This window comes from Bacillus cereus group sp. MYBK5-2, from assembly GCF_051915685.1.
Classification (GTDB): Bacteria; Bacillota; Bacilli; order Bacillales; family Bacillaceae_G; genus Bacillus_A; species Bacillus_A cereus.
In genome coordinates, this window is sequence record NZ_JBQAFE010000003.1 from 15,316 (window position 1) to 37,515 (window position 22,200).

Genomic DNA, 22,200 nt, shown 5'->3' on the forward strand with positions numbered 1-22,200 from the left:
AAGTTCTTCTCCCTATACTTACTATATAAGTGAGGTGCTTGAAATGGACGGTTTTGATAAAACAATGAAGTTTAGCATTCAAGATGAAAAACAGAGTGTCCATGTAAATGATGTACTTTTAACTGTGTATGATGCACTTCAAGAAAAAGGCTATAATCCGATTAACCAAATCGTCGGTTATTTATTAAGTGGAGACCCAGCATACATACCTCGCCATAAAGATGCACGTAGCATCATTCGCAAGCTTGAACGTGATGAGTTAATTGAAGAGCTTGTGAAGTCTTACTTGAAACATCATCGTGAGGAGTAGTTTATGCGGATATTAGGTTTAGATGTAGGTACAAAAACAGTCGGAGTTGCAATTAGCGACGAAATGGGCTGGACAGCACAAGGATTAGAAACAATTAAGATTAACGAAGAACGAGGTCACTTTGGTTTTGATCGTATTTCTGAGTTAGTAAAGCAGTACAATGTGGACAAAATAGTAGTAGGTTTACCTAAAAATATGAATGGTACAATTGGCCCACGTGGTGAAGCGTGCCAACAATTTGCAGAAAACCTACGAGAGCTGTTACAATTAGACGTTGTAATGTGGGACGAGCGTTTGTCAACGATGGCAGCGGAACGTCTACTCATTTCAGCCGATGTAAGCCGTAAGAAGCGAAAGCAAGTAATTGATAAGATGGCTGCAGTCGTAATCTTACAAGGATTTTTAGATAGTAAATAAGAGGTGACCAAAATGGAAGAAAATCAAATTACAATTGTAGACGAAAAAGGTAACGAACATTTATGTGAAATTATTTTCACTTTTGACGCTGAAAAATTTGGCAAAAAATCATACGTAGTCTTCTCTCCAATCGGTGAAGTAGACGAAGATGGAGACCAAATTTATGATGCAATGGCTTATGAGCAAAATGAAGAAGAGGGCGGAACTTTACTTCCAATCGAATCTGAAGAAGAGTGGGAAATGGTACAAGAAATGTTTAACACTCTAGCTGATGAGCAAGAAGCTGAATAATAAGTACTGAAAAGATGGACGATATACAGTCCATCTTTTTTTGTATTTATATGTAAAATGAAAGATTTTTTGTCGAAACTGTGTAAGTCTTTGTAGTATAATGAGACGGATTGTAGAAAAATAAATTGTCAATTAAAAAAGATAAGTGAATTTGTTGCGTTTTTACATCGTGCTGTATAGAAAAGTGTACATACGGTCTACAATTAAGTAAGGAGGAAATGTTTTGATAGAGAATCAAGTGAAAAAGAAGCGTAGACGCATCTTTTTATTTTCGATTATTGCACTGCTTTTAGTTTGTGGTTCAGTCTATGCGTATATTTCATCCGCATTAGGACCAGTTGATAGCGGGAATAAAAAAGAGATTGAAGTAGAAATTCCGAAAGGATCATCTACAAGTAAAATTGGAGAAATTTTAGAAGAAAAAGGCGCTGTAAAAAACGGTACAGTTTTTAGTTTTTATACAAAGGCTAAATCGAAAAGTTTACAAGCAGGTACATATTTATTAAATCCTTCAATGAATGCTGAAGATGTTATCGAACAAATGTCATCTGGCAACGTGCATCGTCCAGCTCTTTATAAAGTGACGATTAAAGAAGGGGCGCAAGTAACTGAAATTGCAGAAACGATTGCGACAGAACTAAAGTGGAATAAAGATGATGTTACGCGTCAATTAAACGATAAAGCATTTATTCAAAAAATGCAGCAAAAGTATCCGAAGTTATTAACGGATAAAATCTTTGATAGTAATATTAAATACCCATTAGAAGGTTATTTATATCCTGCAACGTATTCGTTTTATAAGAAAGATACAACGTTAGAAGAAATTGTAATTCCAATGCTTGAGAAAACAAATGCAATCATTGTTCAAAATGAGGCGAAAATGAAAGCGAAGAATTGGGATGTTCATCAGCTTTTAACATTATCTTCACTTATTGAAGAAGAGGCAACTGGTTTTACAGATCGTCAAAAGATCTCTAGTGTCTTTTATAATCGTTTAACAAAAGGTATGCCGCTTCAAACGGATCCAACGGTATTATATGCACTTGGAAAGCATAAACAACGTGTATTATACGAAGATTTAAAGGTCAACTCACCGTATAATACGTATGTTGTAAAAGGATTGCCGGTAGGGCCGATCGCAAACTCTGGTAAACATTCAGTGGAAGCTGCGTTAGAACCTGCGCAAACAGATTATTATTATTTCTTAGCTGCACCAAGTGGTGAAGTGTATTATGCGAAAACATTAGAAGAGCATAATGCATTAAAGCAAAAATACATTACGAAAAAACAGTGAAATGGGGAGGGATAGCGAAAAAAGTCGCACATCCCTCTTTTTTGTGGTAAAATATATCGGGTTAAAAACTGGCAGAAGAATCGTTTTTAATATCAAAACGGGACGTACAAGCTAAGGGTAAAGCTGGCTTGTATTTTTATTGCATTCTATGTGTGAAAAGACGTCATAGAGGCACTTCTCCATGTAAATAAGGAGGACCATTTATGGAGGATGCAGTTAACGAGTACCTATTATCATTTATTGATCCGAAAGATAAATTAATTCTTGAAATGGAAGAATATGCAACAGAAAATCATGTGCCGATTATGGATCGACTTGGAATGGAATTTATGCTGCAATTTTTACGTTTAATTGGACCGAAAAGCATTTTAGAACTTGGAACAGCAATCGGTTATTCTAGTATTCGTATGATGCAAGCTATTCCAAATTCACGTATTGTGACAGTTGAGCGCAATCGTGAGCGATATGAAAAAGCACTTGAATATATAGAACGTTCCCCAGTAACAGATCGTATTTCAGTTATTTACGGTGATGCGTTAGAGACAGGTGAACAAGTAAAAGAACACGGGACATTTGACGTTATTTTTATTGATGCAGCAAAAGGACAGTATCGTCGCTTTTTTGACTTATATGAACCGTTATTAAATCCTGGTGGAGTAATTATTTCAGATAATGTTATGTACCACGGTCTTGTAACGACAAAAGAGAAAATTGAAAACAGACGTACACGTGGTTTAATCCGTCGTATTAAGACGTACAATGAGTGGCTTATGAATCATGAAGGATATGATACAACGATTTTCCCAATTGGTGATGGAGTAGCTGTTAGTAAAAAGAGAGGGTGACCAAGGTATGAAGAAACCTGAATTGTTAGTAACGCCAAGAGCGGTGGCGGATATCGAACCTCTTGCGAAAGCAGGAGCAGATGCGGTAATGATCGGTGAGCAAAAGTTTGGTTTACGTTTAGCAGGGGAGTTTTCACGTGAAGATGTAAAACAAACTGTGAAGATTGCACATGAAAATGGTGTGAAAGTATACGTAGCCATGAACGCTATGTTCCACAACGATAAAGTAGAAGAATTAACAGATTACGTTTCATTTTTAAACGAAGTAAATGTAGATGCAATTGTTTTCGGAGATCCAGCGGTATTAATGGCTGTTCGCGAAGTAGCACCAAATATGCAGTTGCACTGGAATACAGAAACGACAGCAACAAACTGGTTCACTTGTAATTACTGGGGACAAAGAGGAGCGAAGCGTGCTGTATTAGCTCGTGAGCTGAGCTTAGATGAAATTGTTGATTTAAAAGAAAATGCTGAAGTGGAACTAGAAGTACAAATTCACGGTATGACTTGTATGTTCCAATCGAAGCGTTCATTAGTAGGAAACTACTTTGAGTATCAAGGACGTAATCTTGACATTGAAAAGAAAAAATATGAAGAGAATATGTTCTTATATGACCCAGAGCGCAACAATAAATATCCAATTTATGAAGATGAAAATGGTACTCACATTATGAGTCCCAACGATATTTGTTTCATCGATGAATTAGAGGAACTAATCGAAGCTGAAGTTGATAGCTTAAAAATCGACGGTGTACTAAAAAGCTCTGAATACATTATTGAAGTAACGAAGAAATATCGTCAAGCGATTGATTTATGCGTAGAAGATCGTGATGCATATTATGACGTGAAAGATGATCTATATAAAGAAATAGAAGAAATGCAACCAGTAAATCGTCCGTTAGATACAGGATTCTTCTTTAAAGAAACGGTTTACTAAACGAGGAGGGTGTAGGAAATGACTGTACAAGAAATTTCACGAGTGATCGATGGCAAACGTGTTATTGTGAAGAAACCTGAACTGTTAATCCCTGCGGGTAACTTAGAAAAATTAAAAGTAGCTATCCATTACGGGGCAGATGCTGTATATTTAGGTGGACAAGAATTTGGTCTTCGTTCGAATGCAGGTAACTTTACGCTAGAAGAAATGGCAGAAGGCGTTGAGTTTGCAAAGAAGTATGGAGCAAAAATATACGTAACAACAAATATCTTTGCACATAATGAAAATATGGACGGGCTAGAGGAATATTTAAAAGGGATTGAAAAAGCTGGCGTAACGGGAATTATCGTTGCTGATCCGCTTATCATTGAGACTTCTAAACGCGTAGCGCCTTCTGTTGAGGTGCATTTAAGCACACAGCAATCACTATCCAACTGGAAAGCAGCACAGTATTGGAAAGAAGAAGGTTTACATCGTCTTGTATTAGCTCGTGAAGCAAGCTATGAAGAAATGAAAGAAATTAAAGAAAAAGTGGATATTGAAATTGAAGCATTCGTACATGGTGCAATGTGTATCGCATATTCAGGAAGATGCACATTAAGTAACCATATGACAGCGCGTGATTCTAATCGTGGTGGTTGTTGCCAATCTTGCCGCTGGGATTATGATTTAGTTCAAACAGTATCACAACATAAAGATGCAAAAGAGCTTCCTCTATTCCAAGAAGGAGATGCTCACTTTGCGATGAGTCCAAAAGATTTAAATTTAATTTTATCAATTCCGAAAATGATTGAAATCGGAATCGATAGCTTAAAGGTAGAAGGACGTATGAAATCAATCCATTACGTAGCGACTGTAGCAACTGTATATCGTAAAGTAATTGATGCTTATTGTGCGGATCCAGATAACTTTGAGTTTAAACAAGAATGGTTAGATGAGCTTGATAAATGTGCAAATCGTGATACAGCTCCTGCATTCTTTGAAGGGGTTCCAGGACATCAAGAGCAAATGTTTGGAAATCATAGTAAGAAAACAACGTATGATTTTGCTGGTTTAGTGTTAGATTATAATGAAGAAACGGGCATCGTAACGATTGAGCAACGTAATCATTTCAAACCAGGACATGAAGTGGAGTTCTTTGGACCAGAAATAGAAAACTTTACGCAAACGGTGGAGAAAATTTGGGATGAGGATGGAAACGAATTAGATGCAGCGAGACATCCGTTGCAAATCGTGAAATTCAAAGTGGATCAACGAGTGTATGTGAATAATATGATGCGCAAAAGCATACTTCAATAAGAAAGAGTGATAGTCGAATGGGGACGAATAAGCCTGTTGTAATTGGAATTGCTGGTGGTTCGGGATCAGGTAAAACGAGTGTAACGAAAGCGATTTTTGACCATTTTAAAGGTCATTCTATTTTAATCTTAGAGCAAGATTATTATTACAAAGATCAAAGCCATTTACCAATGGAAGAGCGTTTAAAAACAAATTATGATCATCCGCTTGCGTTTGATAATGATCTGTTAATTGAACATTTGCAGCAGTTGCTTGCATATGAGCAAATTGATAAGCCTGTATATGACTATACATTGCATACGCGTTCAGAAGAAATTATTCCAGTTGAGCCGAAAGATGTAATTATTTTAGAAGGAATTCTTATTTTAGAAGACCCACGTCTTTGCGAGTTAATGGACATTAAATTATTCGTTGATACGGATGCTGACCTTCGTATTTTGCGCCGCATGCAGCGTGATATTAAAGAGCGCGGTCGTACGATGGATTCAGTTATTGATCAGTACGTAAATGTTGTACGTCCAATGCACAATCAATTTATTGAGCCTTCTAAGAAATTTGCGGATATTATTATCCCTGAAGGTGGACAAAACCACGTTGCAATTGATATTATGGTGACAAAAATTGCAACAATTCTTGAACAAAAAGTAAATTTGTAATAGCATAGTAAAAGATATACGATAGGAAGGGATTTTTTCCCTTCCTATCGAATACAATGAAACATGCAACCTCATCTATATATAGGTGAGGGCATATTTATATCAACTTTCCATACATATCTTCTTTATATAAAGAAGAATTGGAAATACGGGGTTGTATGTGACAACTCCGCTAGTGCAAGGGTACTAGAAACCTCCGCTAACAATGGAAGCGGAGGAGTTTTCATATGGAACTCCTCTTTTTTTCGGGGGATTGGTATATAAAAGGAGTGGAAAATATGTCAACAGAAAAAACATACCCTATGACGCAAGAGGGTAAGCAAAAACTAGAGAACGAACTTGAGCAATTAAAAACAGTAAGACGTAAAGAAGTAGTAGAACGTATTAAAATCGCACGTAGCTTCGGGGACCTTTCTGAGAACTCTGAGTACGATGCAGCGAAAGATGAGCAAGCGTTCGTAGAAGGACGTATTACACAATTAGAAAATATGATTCGTAACGCAGTTATCATTAAAGATACTGGCGAAGTATCTACTGTTGTTACATTAGGTAAAACAGTAACATTTAAAGAATTACCAAACGGAGATGAAGAAGCGTATACAATCGTAGGTAGCGCGGAAGCTGATCCATTCGAAGGAAGAATTTCTAACGATTCTCCAATCGCAAAAAGCTTATTAGGTAAGCAAATTGGTGAGAAAGTAACAATCCAAACACCAGGCGGAGAAATGCAAGTAGAGATTGTCTCTGTAAAATAAAAAAAGATTCTCCTATCGGGAGAATCTTTTTTTTCTGTAGAATGAAAAAAATTGTGTAAACCTTAGAGTGATTCGACAAAAAATGTCAAAAAAACACTTTAAGCTTTGATATCATAATTAGAGACCATAGGTTTTGAAAGGGAAAAGGGGCTAATTATGAAACATAAAATCTTTACAGGATTGGTTTGTAGTATCTCCATATTAGGACTTGCTGCATGCGGAACGAATGAAGAAACTACATCATCAAAGGGAGAAAAAGTAAAGCAAGAAGAAAAAAAGGATATTAAAGCAACTGAGAGTTCAAAAGCCTTAGAAAATCCACAAGATAAAAAGGAATTTAATGATTTTGATGTAGCGTATCAATTAGCAATTGTCATGAAAATATTTCAAGATGTAACGATTAAGTATGATTACGCAATTGGGAATCCAGATTATTTATTGCGAGATTCGATGGATCAAAAAACAATAGATGATATGAAGAATATGTTACAAGAACAGGCGAAGAATAATGATAAAATTTTAAAAGATGAAGTGAATCAAGCATATACATATTTAAAACAATCGAAAGTAAGTAATAAAGATGATATTCAAAAAATAATAGATGCACAAAATAATTATTTACATATTGTAGATAAGATGATTACTTGTATTGATTCTGTAACAGTTGAGAATGCAAAAGAAAAAAGAAATGAAATGGATAATCTTAGTAAGGATTATTTAAAAATAGCGGCTAATGTAACAACCACTGTAATTGAAGTTGCTAAAAACACTGGAGTGAATGAAACTGAATTTAGATCGCTTCTTATGAAATTTTTAGAGAAGCCAAAGAAACAATAATAGCCTTATATAATATCTGTTTTTGTTTTGGAGATTGTATAAATAAAATAGTACCTCGTCTAAACTACAATAGACGAGGTGTTTTTTATGAAAATAAAACGGAGAATTACAATTGTTTTAATTTGTTTTATGAGCGTTATGTTTTTATTGCTTTGTCGTTTAATCCAAATTCAAATTATAGATACAGAATCATTTACTGATCGCAAAATAAATTTAATTGAAAAAAGTGTTACGCAACGCACACAATCCATTACAGTAGACGATGGACGTGGGCAGTTTATAGATCGTAATGGTAAAGAAATAGGTGAGGAAAAATATCCTGTTTTAATTATTTTTCCATTTTTACAAATAAAAAATGACATGTTAGAGAAAATCGCGCATATCATTGGTGTGTCGAGACAAGAGATTAGAAGACAAATGAAAAATAACAAAAATGCATTTACCCTACAAGGAGAAACTGCTCCATTTCGAGTGACACGAGAGCAGATGGAGAAGGTAAATGAATTACATGTATTAGGTATTGTAGCAGCTGAAGTGCGATTAAAACAAACTGGAGAGATAAGTCATTTAATTGGTGATGTAGGGGAGAACGAAAGGGAATTTCAAAAGCGATATGGAGAATTGAAAAAAATTTCAAAACAAACGCCGATAGGGATTTCAGGATTACAGCAATCATTTGATGAATTTCTATTGACTGATGGAGAGGCAAAAGTATTATATCAAGTAGATCGGCAAGGAGAACCAATTTTCGGAAAGCAAGCGAAATACACTTCACCAGGAAATCCATTTTATCCAGTTAGGATTCAAACTACTTTACATAAAGAGTTGCAACAAAAAGCAGAAGAAGTGATTGAAGCAAACGAAATAAAGAAGGGGGGATTAGTATTACTTGATGTAAAGACAAATGAAATATTAGCGATGGTTAGTAAGCCGTCTTTACAAGTAAGGGATGAGAATTTATATAAAACTACACTTGAAAATCAAATGTTAACGCCACATTTTCCAGGCTCTGTTTTTAAAACAGTAGTTGCAGCTGCAGTCATTGATCAAAAAGTAAATTTGTTTAATCGGACATTTAACTGTAATAAAGATTTATATGGTGAAAACGACCCGCAAGTTAGGATGGGTACGCTTAACTTTAAAGAGAGCTTTGCTAGGAGCTGTAACAGGACATTTTCCGAGTTAGGTAACGAGCTATTACAAAAGGATAGGACGGTGTTAGAAACATACGTAGCAGCTCTAGGAGCAAATGAAAAGGTTGGATGGAAAGGTTCTGTATTTCATACACCTCATTTTGAGCAAATGTCAGAAGAGAAAGGCACTACTATTTGGGGAAATGAAGAAAATAAAAGTAATAAAAAAGCGGTAGAACAAACAGCGATTGGACAGAAAGATGTACGTATATCACCTCTAGCAATTGCCAATATGATGGCGACGATTGCGAGGAATGGAGAAAAGATGGAAGTGAAAGCTGTTGAAAAAATAGTATATAAAAATGGAGCGGATTTTTTTACATTTGAGAGCCATACGTTAAATGGAAAACAGCTTTCGTATGAAACAGTGAAAACATTACAAGAGTTATTAAGAGGCGTTGTAACAAGGGAGAAAGGAACAGGAACGGCATTCCGTTCGTTGCCACTAAGTGTCGCTGGAAAATCCGGGACAGCGCAAACGGGGAAAGGGACGAGGGTGAATCGCTGGTTTGCAGGTTATTTTCCGTATGAGAATCCAAGATATGCTTTAGTTGTTGTTGATCTAGAGACTGATAGCAAAGTGAATAAAGTTACACCTATTTTTAAAGATATGGTGGGAGCAATCTATCAATTGGAGAATGAAAAGTAATCTTGCAATTTATAGTGAAATGTCTTCATTTCATGAAAATATCATTGTAAATGTTCAACCTTTCTAGATTTAATGTTACAATAGCAATTAGGAAAAACTGCATGGAGGTTTGGAGAATGGCAGGAGGATCAAGATTCCAACAGAAACAACAAAAACGTCGTCAAAACGGTGTTTTAAATATTGCAATCGCTATTGTATTACTATTAGTAGCTATTGTAGCATATCAATTGTTCGTTCCTAGTACGAAAGAGCAAGCATCTTCTACTGATAAGAAAGTCTCTCAACAAACAACAAAGAATGAGAAAGCTGGAAAATCAGAAGATAAAGAATCTGCTAAGAAAAAAGAACAAGAGCAAGCAGAAGCTAAGAAAAAAGCTGAAGAAGAGAAGCTAAAGGCTGAAGAAGAACAGAAAAAAGCTGAAGAAGAAGCGAAAGCTAACGAGAAAGTATCAGCTGAAAAAACTGTATCTAAGGCAAAAGAGGCTTACACAAAACCTTCTTGGAAAGCTGTAGGAACAGAACAAGGTTCATCACCGGCGATGACGTTTAAACAAGGATCATCAGATTGGAATGAGATGCAAAGTGCAATTGCTGCAGGTGTTGAGATACCGAAAGAGCAATTAGTATTCCATTTTGTTGGAAGAGACAAAACTGGAAAGAGCAAAGCTTATGGTGATGTTCAAGATAAGCAAAGTGGCAAAAGATATTACGTAAATATTGATTGGGTAGACAATGAGGGCTGGAAACCAGTACTTGTTCAAACTCTAAACTAAAAAAGAGAAGCTCCTTAGGAGCTTCTCTTTTTTGTTAACGCAATTTCTTTAATTTAAAATGAACAACCGCGCTATAATAAGGTCTTTTGCTTTCAGGATCCATGACCATTTGATGAGAGATGTGATGAACTTCAAGCATAAGTGCTTTATTATTATCAATTTGTTCACTAATTTTTCGTTCTAAAGAAGCTAAGTCTCCCGCTTCAAAAAACTCTACTTTATCTTCTAACATTTCAAAGGTAAATGACATGAAGACGGCCCCTCTCCTATGTAATCAACTATAGTGTAACAAAGAAAAGAAGGAAATACCATGTACATTTCAATTGACATTTTTAGAAAGAGGGAATATCATACTGATAAAACCGATAAGAAAAAGGGGAATTTTTATGGGTACAGAATTTAATGGTTTATTTGATGAGTGGGCTCATACGTACGACTCATTTGTACAAGGCGAAGATATACAATATAAAGAAGTTTTCGCCCATTATGAGGACATTCTAGAGGATGTAGTTAACAAGTCATTTGGTAATGTATTAGAATTTGGTGTCGGTACAGGTAATTTAACAAATAAATTATTACTTGCTGGCCGCACAGTTTACGGTATAGAACCGTCGCGTGAAATGCGCATGATTGCAAAAGAGAAATTGCCAAAAGAATTTTCAATTACAGAGGGTGATTTTCTTTCGTTTGAAGTTCCAAATTCAATTGATACCATTGTAAGCACCTATGCATTTCATCATTTAACAGATGATGAAAAAAATGTAGCAATTGCGAAGTATAGTCAATTGCTAAACAAAGGTGGTAAAATAGTGTTTGCTGATACGATATTTGCAGATCAAGATGCATATGATAAAACTGTTGAAACAGCAAAAGAAAGAGGTTTCCACCAGTTAGCAAACGATTTGCAAACGGAATACTATACACGTATTCCAGTTATGCAGACTATTTTTGAAAACAATGGCTTCCATGTAACGTTCACGAGATTAAATCATTTCGTTTGGGTAATGGAGGCAACTAAGCAATAGAAAGAGGGATTAGATTGAGAATTGCTGTAATTGGAGCAATGGAAGAAGAAGTACGTATTTTACGTGACAAATTAGAACAAGCAGAGACAGAAACGGTTGCAGGTTGTGAATTTACGAAAGGGCTATTAGCAGGGCATGAAGTAATCTTGTTAAAGTCTGGTATTGGTAAAGTAAACGCAGCGATGTCAACGACAATTTTATTAGAAAAATATAAGCCTGAAAAAGTAATTAATACTGGCTCAGCTGGTGGATTCCATCATTCTCTAAACGTTGGTGATGTAGTTATTTCCACTGAAGTTCGTCACCATGACGTAGATGTAACAGCATTTAACTATGAATATGGTCAAGTACCAGGAATGCCGCCTGGATTTAAAGCTGATGAGGCGTTAGTTGCATTAGCTGAGAAATGTATGCAGGCTGAAGAAAATATTCAAGTTGTAAAAGGTATGATTGCAACAGGTGATTCATTTATGAGTGATCCGAACCGTGTTGCAGCAATTCGTGATAAATTTGAAAATCTTTATGCGGTAGAAATGGAAGCAGCAGCTGTTGCACAAGTATGCCACCAATATGAAATTCCGTTTGTTATCATTCGCGCACTTTCTGATATTGCTGGTAAAGAATCAAATGTTTCATTTGATCAGTTTTTAGATCAAGCAGCTCTTCATTCTACAAACTTTATCGTAAAAGTGTTAGAAGAGTTAAAGTAATGTAACAAAAAGGCAACTGTCTCATATAAAGAAAATACATACAGTTGCCTTTTCTTTATTGGCAAACAAGGGGGAGAACACGATGAATGTATATCGTGGAGTTCATGAGTTAATTGGTCATACACCAATTGTAGAAATTACTCGTTTTTCACTTCCGAAAGGGGTCCGTTTATTTGCAAAGCTTGAATTTTATAACCCAGGCGGAAGCGTTAAGGATCGTTTAGGAAGAGAATTAATCGAAGATGCGCTAGAAAAAGGGCTTGTTACCCAGGGTGGAACAATTATTGAACCGACTGCTGGGAATACTGGTATTGGACTGGCACTTGCAGCATTAGAGCATGATTTACGTGTTATTGTTTGTGTACCAGAGAAATTTAGTATTGAAAAACAAGAATTAATGAAAGCACTAGGTGCAACGGTCGTGCATACACCGACTGAGCAAGGAATGACCGGTGCAATTGCTAAAGCAAAAGAGTTAGTAAATGAAATACCGAATTCATACTCTCCAAGTCAGTTCGCAAATGAGGCAAATCCTCGTGCATATTTTAAAACATTAGGACCTGAACTGTGGGACGCATTGAATGGAGAGATTAACATATTTGTTGCTGGAGCAGGAACTGGCGGTACGTTTATGGGGACTGCATCTTACTTGAAAGAAAAAAATATAGATATTAAAACAGTTATCGTAGAGCCAGAAGGATCTATTTTAAATGGTGGTAAGGCTGGTTCACATGAGACCGAAGGAATTGGACTGGAATTTATCCCGCCATTTTTGAAGACATCTTATTTTGATGAAATTCATACGATTTCTGATCGAAATGCATTTTTACGAGTGAAAGAATTAGCGCAAAAAGAAGGACTTCTCGTTGGGAGCTCTTCAGGAGCAGCATTTCATGCGAGCTTACTTGAGGCAGAGAAGGCAGCACAAGGTACAAATATTGTAACCATTTTTCCTGATAGCAGTGAGCGCTATTTAAGTAAAGACATATACAAAGGATGGGAATAAAAAATGAGAGCAAAGACAAAGTTAATTCATGGTATTCGCATAGGAGAACCTTCAACTGGATCTGTAAACGTACCGATTTATCAAACAAGTACGTACAAACAAGAAGCAGTTGGTAAGCATCAAGGATATGAATATTCACGTACAGGTAACCCAACACGTGCAGCTTTAGAAGAAATGATTGCTGTATTAGAAAATGGGCATGCTGGATTTGCATTTGGTTCAGGAATGGCTGCTATTACAGCGACAATTATGTTGTTCTCAAAAGGTGACCACGTTATTTTAACAGATGATGTTTATGGCGGAACATACCGCGTTATTACGAAAGTATTAAACCGTTTCGGTATTGAGCATATATTTGTAGATACAACAAACTTAGAGGAAGTTAAAGAAGCGATTCGTCCAAATACGAAAGCAATTTATGTGGAAACACCAACGAACCCACTACTAAAAATTACTGATATTAAGAAAATATCTACTCTTGCTAAAGAGAAAGACTTATTAACAATTATTGATAACACATTCATGACGCCATATTGGCAGTCGCCGATTTCTTTAGGAGCAGATATTGTGCTTCATAGTGCAACGAAATATTTAGGAGGTCATAGTGACGTAGTTGCAGGTCTAGTAGTTGTAAATAGCCCACAACTAGCAGAAAATCTTCACTTTGTACAAAACTCAACAGGAGGTATTCTTGGGCCACAAGATAGCTTCTTACTACTTCGTGGTTTAAAAACATTAGGAATTCGTATGGAAGAACATGAAACGAATTCACGCGCTATTGCTGAGTTCTTAAATAATCATCCAAAAGTAAATAAAGTATATTACCCAGGTCTTGAATCACATCAAAACCACGAATTAGCAACAGAACAAGCAAATGGTTTTGGTGCTATTATCTCATTTGATGTAGATAGTGAAGAGACATTAAATAAAGTACTTGAGAAATTGCAGTATTTTACACTGGCTGAAAGTTTAGGAGCAGTAGAAAGTTTAATTTCTATTCCATCTCAAATGACACATGCATCAATCCCAGCTGATCGCCGCAAAGAATTAGGAATTACAGATACATTAATTCGTATTTCTGTCGGTATTGAAGATGGTGAAGATTTAATTGAAGATTTAGCACAAGCGCTAGCATAATAAAAAAACGCACTGCTAATATAGAGCAGTGCGTTTTTTTATTACATTATTTTGTGAAACATTTCACAAAATAGACATACACAAACGAAATGATTTCATGTATATTGAATTCAGGAAATGTTACTCACGAACAAACTTGTGAAACATTTCACAAACAATGAAATTCATGTAGGAAAGCATCTCTATTTTTTTATGTTAATTGGGACTTATTTTGACCTATAGGGACATATAAGGACCGTGATAGTAGAATAGGAGGAAATTTACATGGTAGTCAAAGAGAAAGTTGTAAATGAAATGCAGGAAGTAAAAAAGATGATTGATACGCTAGTAAATAATGGTCAACAAGCTTTACAAGCATTAGAAAGTTTTACACAAGAGGAAATTGACAACATTGTTCATGAAATGGCATTAGCAGGTGTTGATCAACATATGCCGCTAGCAAAATTAGCAGTTGAAGAAACTGGCCGTGGTGTATATGAAGACAAATGCATTAAAAATATTTTTGCCACTGAATATATTTGGCATAGTATAAAGCAAGATAAAACGGTAGGAATTATTCACGAAGATTCTCATGAAGAAATAATAGAAATCGCGGAACCTGTCGGTGTAGTAGCTGGGGTAACGCCAGTAACGAATCCAACGTCGACAACAATGTTTAAAGCGTTAATTGCGATAAAAACAAGAAATCCAATTATTTTCGCGTTTCATCCTTCCGCACAAAAATGTTCTGTGGCAGCGGCGAAAACAGTATATGATGCAGCGATGAAAGCTGGTGCACCAAAACACTGTATTCAATGGATTGAAAGACCGTCTGTTGAAGCGACGAAACAATTAATGAACCATGATGGTGTAGCACTCGTTCTAGCAACTGGAGGCGCTGGTATGGTGAAATCAGCTTACTCTACTGGAAAACCAGCGTTAGGCGTTGGGCCTGGTAATGTACCGTGTTATATAGAAAAATCAGCACATGTAAAACGAGCTGTTAATGATTTAATTTTATCGAAAACATTTGATAACGGTATGATTTGTGCATCGGAACAAGCAATCATTGTCGATAAAGAAATCTATGATGATGTTAAAACAGAAATGATTGAAAACAATTGTTACTTTGTAACAGAAGAAGAAAGAAAAAAATTAGAAAAGCTTGTTATAAATGAAAATACATGTGCAGTAAATAGTGATATTGTAGGGAAATCAGCACAGTATATTGCCGATTTAGTTGGGATTACTGTTCCTGAACATACAAAAATGCTTGTAGCTGAAATTCAAGGTATCGGAGCAGCATATCCGTTATCTCGTGAGAAACTGAGTCCAGTATTAGCTTGTGTGAAGGCGAATTCATTAGAAGAAGGATTTACATATTGCGAAGAAATGTTGAACCTCGGTGGTTTAGGACATTCGGCAGTTATCCATTCTACAAATAAAGATGTGCAAAAGCAATTTGGATTACGTATGAAAGCTTGCCGTCTCATTGTAAATGCACCTTCATCACAAGGTGGAATAGGTGATATATATAATGGATTTATTCCATCACTTACACTTGGTTGTGGTTCATACGGAAAGAATTCAGTTTCCCAAAATGTAACAGCCACTCATTTATTAAATATAAAAAGGCTGGCAAATAGAAAAAAGAATATGCAGTGGTTCAAATTGCCACCAAAAATTTATTTTGAAAAACATGCTACAGCTTATTTAGCAAATATACCTAACATTTCACGTGCATTTATTGTAACGGACCCTGGAATGGTTGAACATGGCTATGTCGATACAGTCGCGCACTATTTAAACAAGCATGCAAATGATGTGAAAGTTGAAGTTTTCTTTGAGGTCGAACCAGATCCATCAGATGAAACTGTTTTTAAAGGTGCGGAAATGATGAGAAGCTTTAAGCCAGATGTAATTATCGCACTTGGTGGTGGTTCAGCTATGGATGCAGCAAAAGGAATGTGGTTATTCTATGAGCATCCAGAAACGACATTCTATGGCATTAAACAGAAGTTTTTAGATATAAGAAAACGTACATGTAAATATCCGGAATTAGGAAATAAGGCGCAGTTTGTTGCGATTCCAACGACATCAGGAACGGGATCAGAAGTGACACCATTTGCGGTTATTACAGATAAGAAAAATAATATAAAGTATCCGCTTGCAGATTATGAATTAACACCAGATGTAGCAATTGTTGATCCGCAATTTGTAATGACAGTACCACCACATGTAACAGCAGATACTGGTATGGATGTTTTAACACATGCAATTGAGGCGTATGTGTCTGTTATGGCAAATGACTATACAGATGGATTAGCATTAAAAGCTATTGATCTCGTATTCAAATATTTACCGAGAGCATATAAAGATGGAAATGATGAAGAAGCAAGAGAAAAAATGCATAACGCTTCTGCAATTGCAGGTATGGCATTTGCAAATGCTTTCCTCGGTATTAATCACAGCTTAGCACATAAAATTGGACCAGAATTCCATATTCCGCACGGACGCGCAAATGCCATTCTAATGCCGCATGTAGTCCGCTATAATGCTATTAAGCCAAGAAAACACGCATTGTTCCCAAAATATGAGCACTTTGTGGCAGATGAAAGATATGCACATATAGCGAGAATGCTCGGGCTTCCAGCAAGCTCGGCAGCAGAAGGGGTGGAATCACTCGTCAAAGCAATTATTGAGCTTGGAAAAAGCTTAAATATTAATATGAGTATTGCAGGACAAGGAGTAGATAAAGAGCAATTTGAAGAGGTTGTTGGAGTATTAGCAGAAAGAGCTTTTGAAGATCAATGTACAACTGCTAATCCAAAGTTGCCGCTTATTTCAGAACTGAAAGAAATTTATATGGAAGCATATAAAGGTGAATAATGATTACAAAAGAGCCGCAGTAAAGCGGCTCTTTTTTTATTGGAAAACATCTCCCAGAATGGCTGTATTTACTGGTCTTTCAGTTTCATAGAATATGATACAGTGAAATGGAGGAGTGAGAATATAATGAAAGAATTAAAAGGAAAAATAGAAGACTATACTCGGTTCGGACAAATTCTTCTCGCTGTAAGTACATTGTTAATGGTTGGCTTGTTGATTCCGAATGGAGCAAAAGAGACAATCCAATTTTTTGTTATGATGGGGAGCATCGTTATATTTTTAAGTTTATCGTTCTTTTTCTTTCAGCGTGTGAAAGTGATGCGTGACCAGCTAGAGGAAAATGAATGTGAATAATATTGTTAACTAGAGCGCGGCGAAAAGAAAAAATCTTTTTGTCACGCTTTTTGTTTTTTGTAGAAAAATGTATGCGTTTCGTGTTGACAATGATAATTCTTATCAATTAAAGTAGAATAGTAGTTAATGATTATCATTATCAATTAGAGGTGAAGGAATGAAAAAATCTATTACGCTATTTACAGCGATTTTATCTATTTTTTTCTTGTTAATAGGTTGCAGTGCCAAAGGGGACGAAAAAGCGTCTGCAACCAAAACAGAAAAAGGAAAAGAGAAAATCGAAATTACCGACCTATCAGGAAGAAAGGTAACATTCGATAAAGTGCCAGAAAATTTCGCAACATTAAGTATGGGGGACATGGATATTATTCATGCTTTAGGTGGAAAAATAGTAGGTCGCCCGGATACGAAATTAACTCTTCCAGAGGAGTTAAAGAAAGCACAAGTAATTGGGAATGCACATCAACCGAATTTTGAGCAAATTGCTAGTTTAAAGCCCGATGTACTTGTTGCTAACAATGGATTCCAAAAGAATGTGCCAACGGTTGAAGGACAAGGAACGCAAGTTATCATTTCTTCTGCGAATTCTGTACAAGATATTCAAAAGAATATTGAATTATATGGAACGGTAATGAAGAAAGAAGATAAAGCAAAAGAAATTAATCAAAAAATGAATGATCAAATGAAGAAATATGAGAAAAAGAGCGATGTGAAAGCATTGCTAGTGTATGGCGCACCAGGTACTTATTTAGCGGCATTACCAACATCTTTATCAGGTGATATTTTAGAAAAAACAGGCGGAAAAAATATTGCTTCTGATTTTCCAGAAACGAAAGAATATCCGCAATATGCACAGCTAAGTGTAGAACGTATTATTGAGGCGAATCCAGATGTGATTTATTTAATTACACACGGAGATTCAAAAAGTGTGAAAAAAGCATTCGAAGGCGAAATGATGAAAAATGAAGCGTGGAAAAATTTAGAGGCAGTAAAACAAAACCGCGTAGTTATTTTGCCACCTGATTTATTTGGATCTAATCCTGGTACAAAAGTTACAGAAGCAATGGATTTTATGTATAAAAGTATACAAGATGTAAGGAAATGATACGTATGGAAAGTAGTGAAGTAGTAAGAGAAAAGGAACATCCTTTTGCGAAAAAAAGATGGATAATAGCAGTTACTTTAGTTGTATTAACAATCCTAGGTCTCTTGTACGGTCTTTTCGCAGGAAGTTTATCCTTTTCTATACGAGATATTTTAACAGGTATACAAGAGGAAGGTTCGACAGTTCATCGAATTGTATGGGATCTTCGCATACCGAGAGTGCTTATTGGGTTTATAGTAGGAACATGTTTAGCTGCATCTGGTACACTGCTACAAGGGGTTATGAGAAACCCTCTTGCAGATCCTGGTATTATCGGAGTTTCATCTGGAGCAGGCCTTGTAGCAATTGTCATCATGATTTTATTCCCACAGCATCTAGCTTTTTTACCACTAGGGGCGTTTTTAGGAGCTTTCATAACAGCGATGGTTATTTATGCTTTATCATGGCAAAAAGGGGCACCACCTTCAAGAATCGTCTTAGTAGGGGTGTCGATCAATGCATTAATTGGTGCAGCAACGTCAGCATTAATGTTATTACATAGTGACAAAGTACAATCGGTGTTACCGTGGTTAGCGGGCGGTATTGGTGGTGTAAGTTGGGCACATTTAAACATGATTATTTATTATGCAATATTCGCCATTATATTAGCTTTCTTTGGTATTAAGCATATTCGAGTGTTAATGCTTGGAGATGAAATGGCAAAGTTATTAGGACATAATGTGGAAAAAAGTCGGTTTTATTTAATAGTAGTAAGTACATTATTAGCTGGAATTGCAGTAAGTGTGTCTGGTCTTATTGGATTTGTCGGTCTTGTCGTACCACATATGCTACGTTTATTAGTTGGAAATGATTATAGATATTTGCTACCTTTATCATGCCTTGGCGGCGGGGTATTACTTGTTTTTGCGGATGCAATAGCTCGAAGTTGGTTTGACCCAATCGAATTGCCTGTTGGTATTTTACTGTCCTTCTTAGGTGGTCCGTTCTTCTTATATTTAATTCATAGAGGAGGAAAACAAAGTGATTTCCGTTAACAAAGTGTTTTACGCACACTCTGAAAGATTTCAAATGCAAAATATGAATGTACATATTAAGGCTGGAGAAATCGTTAGTTTAATTGGTCCGAATGGATCGGGAAAATCTACTTTGCTTCGTTTAATAGCAAGGCTACTGAAACAAAGCGAAGGGGACATCATTTTAGATGGGAAAAATATTCATATGATGAAGAGTGCTGATGTAGCGAAGCAATTAGCAATGTTACCACAAATGCATGATCATCAATTAGATTTAACAGTGAAAGAACTAATTGAGTTCGGAAGAGGTCCACATAAATCATGGAGTAGCCGCTTAAATAAAGAAGATGAAGAAATTGTTGATTGGGCATTGTCTGTTACAAATCTTGAAGGGTATGAATATCGTCTTTTACATTCTTTATCAGGAGGGGAACGGCAACGTGCTTGGATTGCGATGACGTTAGCGCAACGTACAAATGTCTTATTATTGGATGAACCAACAACCTTTTTAGATATTGTTCACCAGTTGGAAGTAATGGAACTTGTGAAACGATTAAATGAGGAGTTTGGAATGACAATTATAATGGTTTTACATGACATTAACCAAGCTGCTCAATATAGCGATCGTTTACTTGTATTAAAGCGAGGAAAGATTCAGTATGATGGTATACCAGAAGAAGTACTATGCCATGAAATGTTTCAACATGTATTTGGCATAGATGTAGATATTTTTCAAGGAAGTGAAAAGCCTTTTTTTACACCGAAACGAATTTCTAAAAGGGGAGAAGAGCGATGCAAACAGAAGAGCGTATTACCACGGAATTAGTAAGAGAATTTGTTATGGCAGCTCACGGGGATTTAGAGAAAGTACAAGAGCTATTGGTTGAATCACCAAGCTTACTTCACGCCTCTTATAATTGGGGTGGATCAGATTGGGAAAGTGCGTTAGGCGCATCGGCACATGTAGGTCGTAAAGATATTGCTCTTTATTTACTAGAAAAGGGTGCTCGGATGGATATTTTTGCAGCAGCTATGCTTGGTGAATTAGAAGTTGTACAAGCTATTTTAGTAGCTCAACCAGAAGCATTGCGTGCATCTGGCCCTCATGGTATTTCTCTTCTTCAACATGCACGAATGGGTGGAGAGAAATCTAAGCGTGTATATGATTATTTAGCAATACTATCTTAATGAACGAAGGAAGTTCTTATGTGCGGTAAACTTTTCACTTGAAACAATTGGAAAGTTTACCGCCCGTTAGAACGGGATAAGTATCTAGTATATTTGAAAATCCTACACCCCCCTCAATTGTAGTTTTCTTTATGCTAGTTATGATATGGATGCAGTGGACAATATTTGTCTACTGCTTTTTTTGGTTATTTAGAATGAATATTCTGTATTTTATTGTTGGTTCATTTATCCCGCTATTTTCCAGGCAGTAAGACTCTTGCCTAAAAATTCAGTTAAAGAAAAGAAGTTAGACGGGAGATCCACTGCCCGTAAACGTCGGATTGGTAAAGGCTAATAATCAGTGGGGTGAACAAAATTCCCCACTGATTAAAGTTTCACTTTATAATAAATAGTAACATACCGTATACATACAAAACATGATCGTGAAATGAAGAATAAATTAGTGGAAAGGAGTGCCAGCATGTTTCATACAGAACGTTTACAAATTCGCAAATATACAATGGATGATTTACAGTTCTACGCTTCACTATGGGGGAACGAGAAGGTAATGCGTTATATTGGAAATGGGACATTAAAAACATATATACAGTGTAAAAAAAGTCTGGAGGAATGGGTGATTCCTAGCTATAAAAACGGTCTCGGTTTATTTGTATTGATTGAAAAGGAAACGGGAACAAGAATTGGTCATGCAGGGCTGGTAAAGCAGAAAATAGATGGAAAAGAGGAAATTGAAATTGGTTATTGGTTACTTCCTCAGTATTGGGGAAAAGGGTATGCAAAAGAAGCGGCGGCAGCATTTCGTGACTATGGTTTCCAAGCATTACGAATGAATAAATTAATTTCTCTTATTAATCCGAATCATCCCGCCTCAATATTTGTTGCTAGAAAAACTGGGCTCAGCTACGAGAAAACAACGTCATTTCATGGAATCGATGCTCTAGTTTATTCTATTAAGCGTGTTGGATGAAAAAATTACTTTTTTAAAGGTAAATTGCATTTTTTGAAGAATGGTATATGAAAATAAAGGGAGGGGTTACATGTACATTTATCATAATGGACTTATTATTCGTGAGGGAACGAGTAGTGTACCAGCATATGCAATTAAAGCTTTATTTGAAGATGCCGGTTGGAGTAATGATAATATCCCTTCTTGGCAAATTGAAAAATTTACGATAGCATTCGAAAATTCAACATGGGCTTTCACAATTTGGGATGAGGAAGAGATGATTGCGATGGTTAGAGTCATTTCTGATGGAATTATGATTGCGAACATAGTAAATTTAGTTGTGAAGTGTGAATATAGAGGGAAGGGATTAGGTAAGAAGCTTGTAGCTCTTTGCCTGCAAAAACTTCCCCACGGTGATTGGTTTGCGCATACATCAGCGAACAATTTTGATTTTTATAGAAGCTGTGGATTTGAAGTTAGAGAGCTATCGAGAAATGGAACATGTGCGTATTATGGATATCAAGTCGCAAAAAGAGATGGTCACCGATAAATGAATGGAAAGTAAAAAAGTATAGCGAGGTAATTTTGAGAC

The 22,200-nt window shown here is 36.2% G+C and carries 25 protein-coding genes; 24 read left to right on the forward strand and 1 reads right to left on the reverse strand.

From position 1 onward, the window contains the following. Nucleotides 1-43 precede the first annotated feature (43 nt). From ACTFP3_RS12320 to ACTFP3_RS12375, 12 genes are all read left to right on the forward strand, one after another. Nucleotides 44-310, forward strand: a complete 267-nt coding sequence (locus ACTFP3_RS12320; protein WP_000348590.1) for an IreB family regulatory phosphoprotein — start codon at nucleotides 44-46, stop codon at nucleotides 308-310. Between the two features lie 3 nt (nucleotides 311-313). Beyond that, nucleotides 314-727 carry a Holliday junction resolvase RuvX gene (gene ruvX, locus ACTFP3_RS12325; RefSeq protein ID WP_001221193.1) on the forward strand — a complete coding sequence of 138 codons (414 nt, stop codon included), beginning with the start codon at nucleotides 314-316 and terminating at the stop codon, nucleotides 725-727. Nucleotides 728-739: 12 nt separating this feature from the next. Then, nucleotides 740-1,018, forward strand: coding sequence for a DUF1292 domain-containing protein (locus ACTFP3_RS12330; protein ID WP_000392247.1), 279 nt, complete (start codon nucleotides 740-742; stop codon nucleotides 1,016-1,018). 223 nt (nucleotides 1,019-1,241) lie between these two features. Next, nucleotides 1,242-2,312, forward strand: a complete 1,071-nt coding sequence (mltG, locus tag ACTFP3_RS12335; RefSeq protein WP_000572139.1) for an endolytic transglycosylase MltG — start codon at nucleotides 1,242-1,244, stop codon at nucleotides 2,310-2,312. Between the two features lie 203 nt (nucleotides 2,313-2,515). Continuing rightward, nucleotides 2,516-3,157: an O-methyltransferase gene (locus ACTFP3_RS12340; protein WP_000389102.1), complete on the forward strand. Its 642-nt coding sequence runs from the start codon at nucleotides 2,516-2,518 to the stop codon at nucleotides 3,155-3,157. Nucleotides 3,158-3,164: 7 nt separating this feature from the next. After that, entirely contained in the window at nucleotides 3,165-4,094 is a 930-nt protein-coding gene (locus ACTFP3_RS12345) for a peptidase U32 family protein (protein WP_000742801.1), read from the forward strand. Nucleotides 4,095-4,112: 18 nt separating this feature from the next. Next, nucleotides 4,113-5,393 (forward strand): peptidase U32 family protein, encoded by a 1,281-nt coding sequence (locus ACTFP3_RS12350; RefSeq protein WP_440010644.1) that lies wholly within the window; start codon nucleotides 4,113-4,115, stop codon nucleotides 5,391-5,393. Between the two features lie 17 nt (nucleotides 5,394-5,410). Then, complete coding sequence (gene udk / locus ACTFP3_RS12355; RefSeq protein ID WP_000537078.1) at nucleotides 5,411-6,049, forward strand: uridine kinase; 639 nt, start codon at nucleotides 5,411-5,413, stop codon at nucleotides 6,047-6,049. Between the two features lie 278 nt (nucleotides 6,050-6,327). Further along, the gene (greA, locus tag ACTFP3_RS12360; protein WP_000102591.1) at nucleotides 6,328-6,804 is read left to right on the forward strand and encodes a transcription elongation factor GreA; all 477 of its coding nucleotides are present in this window, start codon (nucleotides 6,328-6,330) and stop codon (nucleotides 6,802-6,804) included. A gap of 156 nt (nucleotides 6,805-6,960) precedes the next feature. Next, nucleotides 6,961-7,641, forward strand: coding sequence for a hypothetical protein (locus ACTFP3_RS12365; RefSeq protein WP_000680878.1), 681 nt, complete (start codon nucleotides 6,961-6,963; stop codon nucleotides 7,639-7,641). An 87-nt stretch (nucleotides 7,642-7,728) separates the two neighbouring features. Then, nucleotides 7,729-9,483, forward strand: a complete 1,755-nt coding sequence (locus ACTFP3_RS12370) for a peptidoglycan D,D-transpeptidase FtsI family protein (RefSeq protein WP_000695149.1) — start codon at nucleotides 7,729-7,731, stop codon at nucleotides 9,481-9,483. Nucleotides 9,484-9,599: 116 nt separating this feature from the next. Then, nucleotides 9,600-10,256, forward strand: coding sequence for a YrrS family protein (locus ACTFP3_RS12375; RefSeq protein WP_069604496.1), 657 nt, complete (start codon nucleotides 9,600-9,602; stop codon nucleotides 10,254-10,256). Nucleotides 10,257-10,290: 34 nt separating this feature from the next. Here ACTFP3_RS12375 and ACTFP3_RS12380 read toward each other — a convergent pair whose 3' ends face one another. Continuing rightward, the gene (locus ACTFP3_RS12380) at nucleotides 10,291-10,506 is read right to left on the reverse strand and encodes a YrzA family protein (RefSeq protein WP_000010984.1); all 216 of its coding nucleotides are present in this window, start codon (nucleotides 10,504-10,506) and stop codon (nucleotides 10,291-10,293) included. Between the two features lie 136 nt (nucleotides 10,507-10,642). Between ACTFP3_RS12380 and ACTFP3_RS12385 the strand changes: the two genes are divergently transcribed. The 12 genes from ACTFP3_RS12385 to ACTFP3_RS12440 all read left to right on the forward strand — a co-directional run bounded on the left by ACTFP3_RS12385 (nucleotide 10,643) and on the right by ACTFP3_RS12440 (nucleotide 22,158). Beyond that, nucleotides 10,643-11,281 (forward strand): class I SAM-dependent DNA methyltransferase, encoded by a 639-nt coding sequence (locus ACTFP3_RS12385; RefSeq protein WP_000536320.1) that lies wholly within the window; start codon nucleotides 10,643-10,645, stop codon nucleotides 11,279-11,281. Nucleotides 11,282-11,295: 14 nt separating this feature from the next. Continuing rightward, nucleotides 11,296-11,991: a 5'-methylthioadenosine/S-adenosylhomocysteine nucleosidase gene (mtnN, locus tag ACTFP3_RS12390; RefSeq protein WP_001217024.1), complete on the forward strand. Its 696-nt coding sequence runs from the start codon at nucleotides 11,296-11,298 to the stop codon at nucleotides 11,989-11,991. An 82-nt stretch (nucleotides 11,992-12,073) separates the two neighbouring features. Next, nucleotides 12,074-12,997 carry an O-acetylserine dependent cystathionine beta-synthase gene (locus ACTFP3_RS12395; RefSeq protein ID WP_049107972.1) on the forward strand — a complete coding sequence of 308 codons (924 nt, stop codon included), beginning with the start codon at nucleotides 12,074-12,076 and terminating at the stop codon, nucleotides 12,995-12,997. Between the two features lie 3 nt (nucleotides 12,998-13,000). After that, nucleotides 13,001-14,134, forward strand: a complete 1,134-nt coding sequence (locus ACTFP3_RS12400) for a bifunctional cystathionine gamma-lyase/homocysteine desulfhydrase (RefSeq protein ID WP_440010647.1) — start codon at nucleotides 13,001-13,003, stop codon at nucleotides 14,132-14,134. 264 nt (nucleotides 14,135-14,398) lie between these two features. After that, nucleotides 14,399-17,002 carry a bifunctional acetaldehyde-CoA/alcohol dehydrogenase gene (adhE, locus tag ACTFP3_RS12405; RefSeq protein WP_000260507.1) on the forward strand — a complete coding sequence of 868 codons (2,604 nt, stop codon included), beginning with the start codon at nucleotides 14,399-14,401 and terminating at the stop codon, nucleotides 17,000-17,002. A 126-nt stretch (nucleotides 17,003-17,128) separates the two neighbouring features. After that, nucleotides 17,129-17,356 (forward strand): YrhC family protein, encoded by a 228-nt coding sequence (locus ACTFP3_RS12410; protein ID WP_000661263.1) that lies wholly within the window; start codon nucleotides 17,129-17,131, stop codon nucleotides 17,354-17,356. A 157-nt stretch (nucleotides 17,357-17,513) separates the two neighbouring features. Further along, nucleotides 17,514-18,461, forward strand: a complete 948-nt coding sequence (locus ACTFP3_RS12415; protein WP_440010650.1) for an ABC transporter substrate-binding protein — start codon at nucleotides 17,514-17,516, stop codon at nucleotides 18,459-18,461. Nucleotides 18,462-18,466: 5 nt separating this feature from the next. After that, nucleotides 18,467-19,495: a FecCD family ABC transporter permease gene (locus tag ACTFP3_RS12420; protein ID WP_002024813.1), complete on the forward strand. Its 1,029-nt coding sequence runs from the start codon at nucleotides 18,467-18,469 to the stop codon at nucleotides 19,493-19,495. Further along, a complete protein-coding gene (locus ACTFP3_RS12425; RefSeq protein WP_440010652.1) occupies nucleotides 19,482-20,300 on the forward strand; it encodes an ABC transporter ATP-binding protein in 819 nt (272 codons plus the stop codon). Before ACTFP3_RS12420 ends, ACTFP3_RS12425 begins: the two co-directional genes overlap by 14 nt. Further along, the gene (locus ACTFP3_RS12430) at nucleotides 20,267-20,662 is read left to right on the forward strand and encodes an ankyrin repeat domain-containing protein (protein ID WP_001192766.1); all 396 of its coding nucleotides are present in this window, start codon (nucleotides 20,267-20,269) and stop codon (nucleotides 20,660-20,662) included. Before ACTFP3_RS12425 ends, ACTFP3_RS12430 begins: the two co-directional genes overlap by 34 nt. A 427-nt stretch (nucleotides 20,663-21,089) precedes the next feature. Further along, nucleotides 21,090-21,629 (forward strand): GNAT family N-acetyltransferase, encoded by a 540-nt coding sequence (locus ACTFP3_RS12435; RefSeq protein WP_139848815.1) that lies wholly within the window; start codon nucleotides 21,090-21,092, stop codon nucleotides 21,627-21,629. Between the two features lie 70 nt (nucleotides 21,630-21,699). After that, nucleotides 21,700-22,158: a GNAT family N-acetyltransferase gene (locus ACTFP3_RS12440; RefSeq protein ID WP_000276126.1), complete on the forward strand. Its 459-nt coding sequence runs from the start codon at nucleotides 21,700-21,702 to the stop codon at nucleotides 22,156-22,158. The last annotated feature ends 42 nt before the right edge of the window (nucleotides 22,159-22,200 follow it).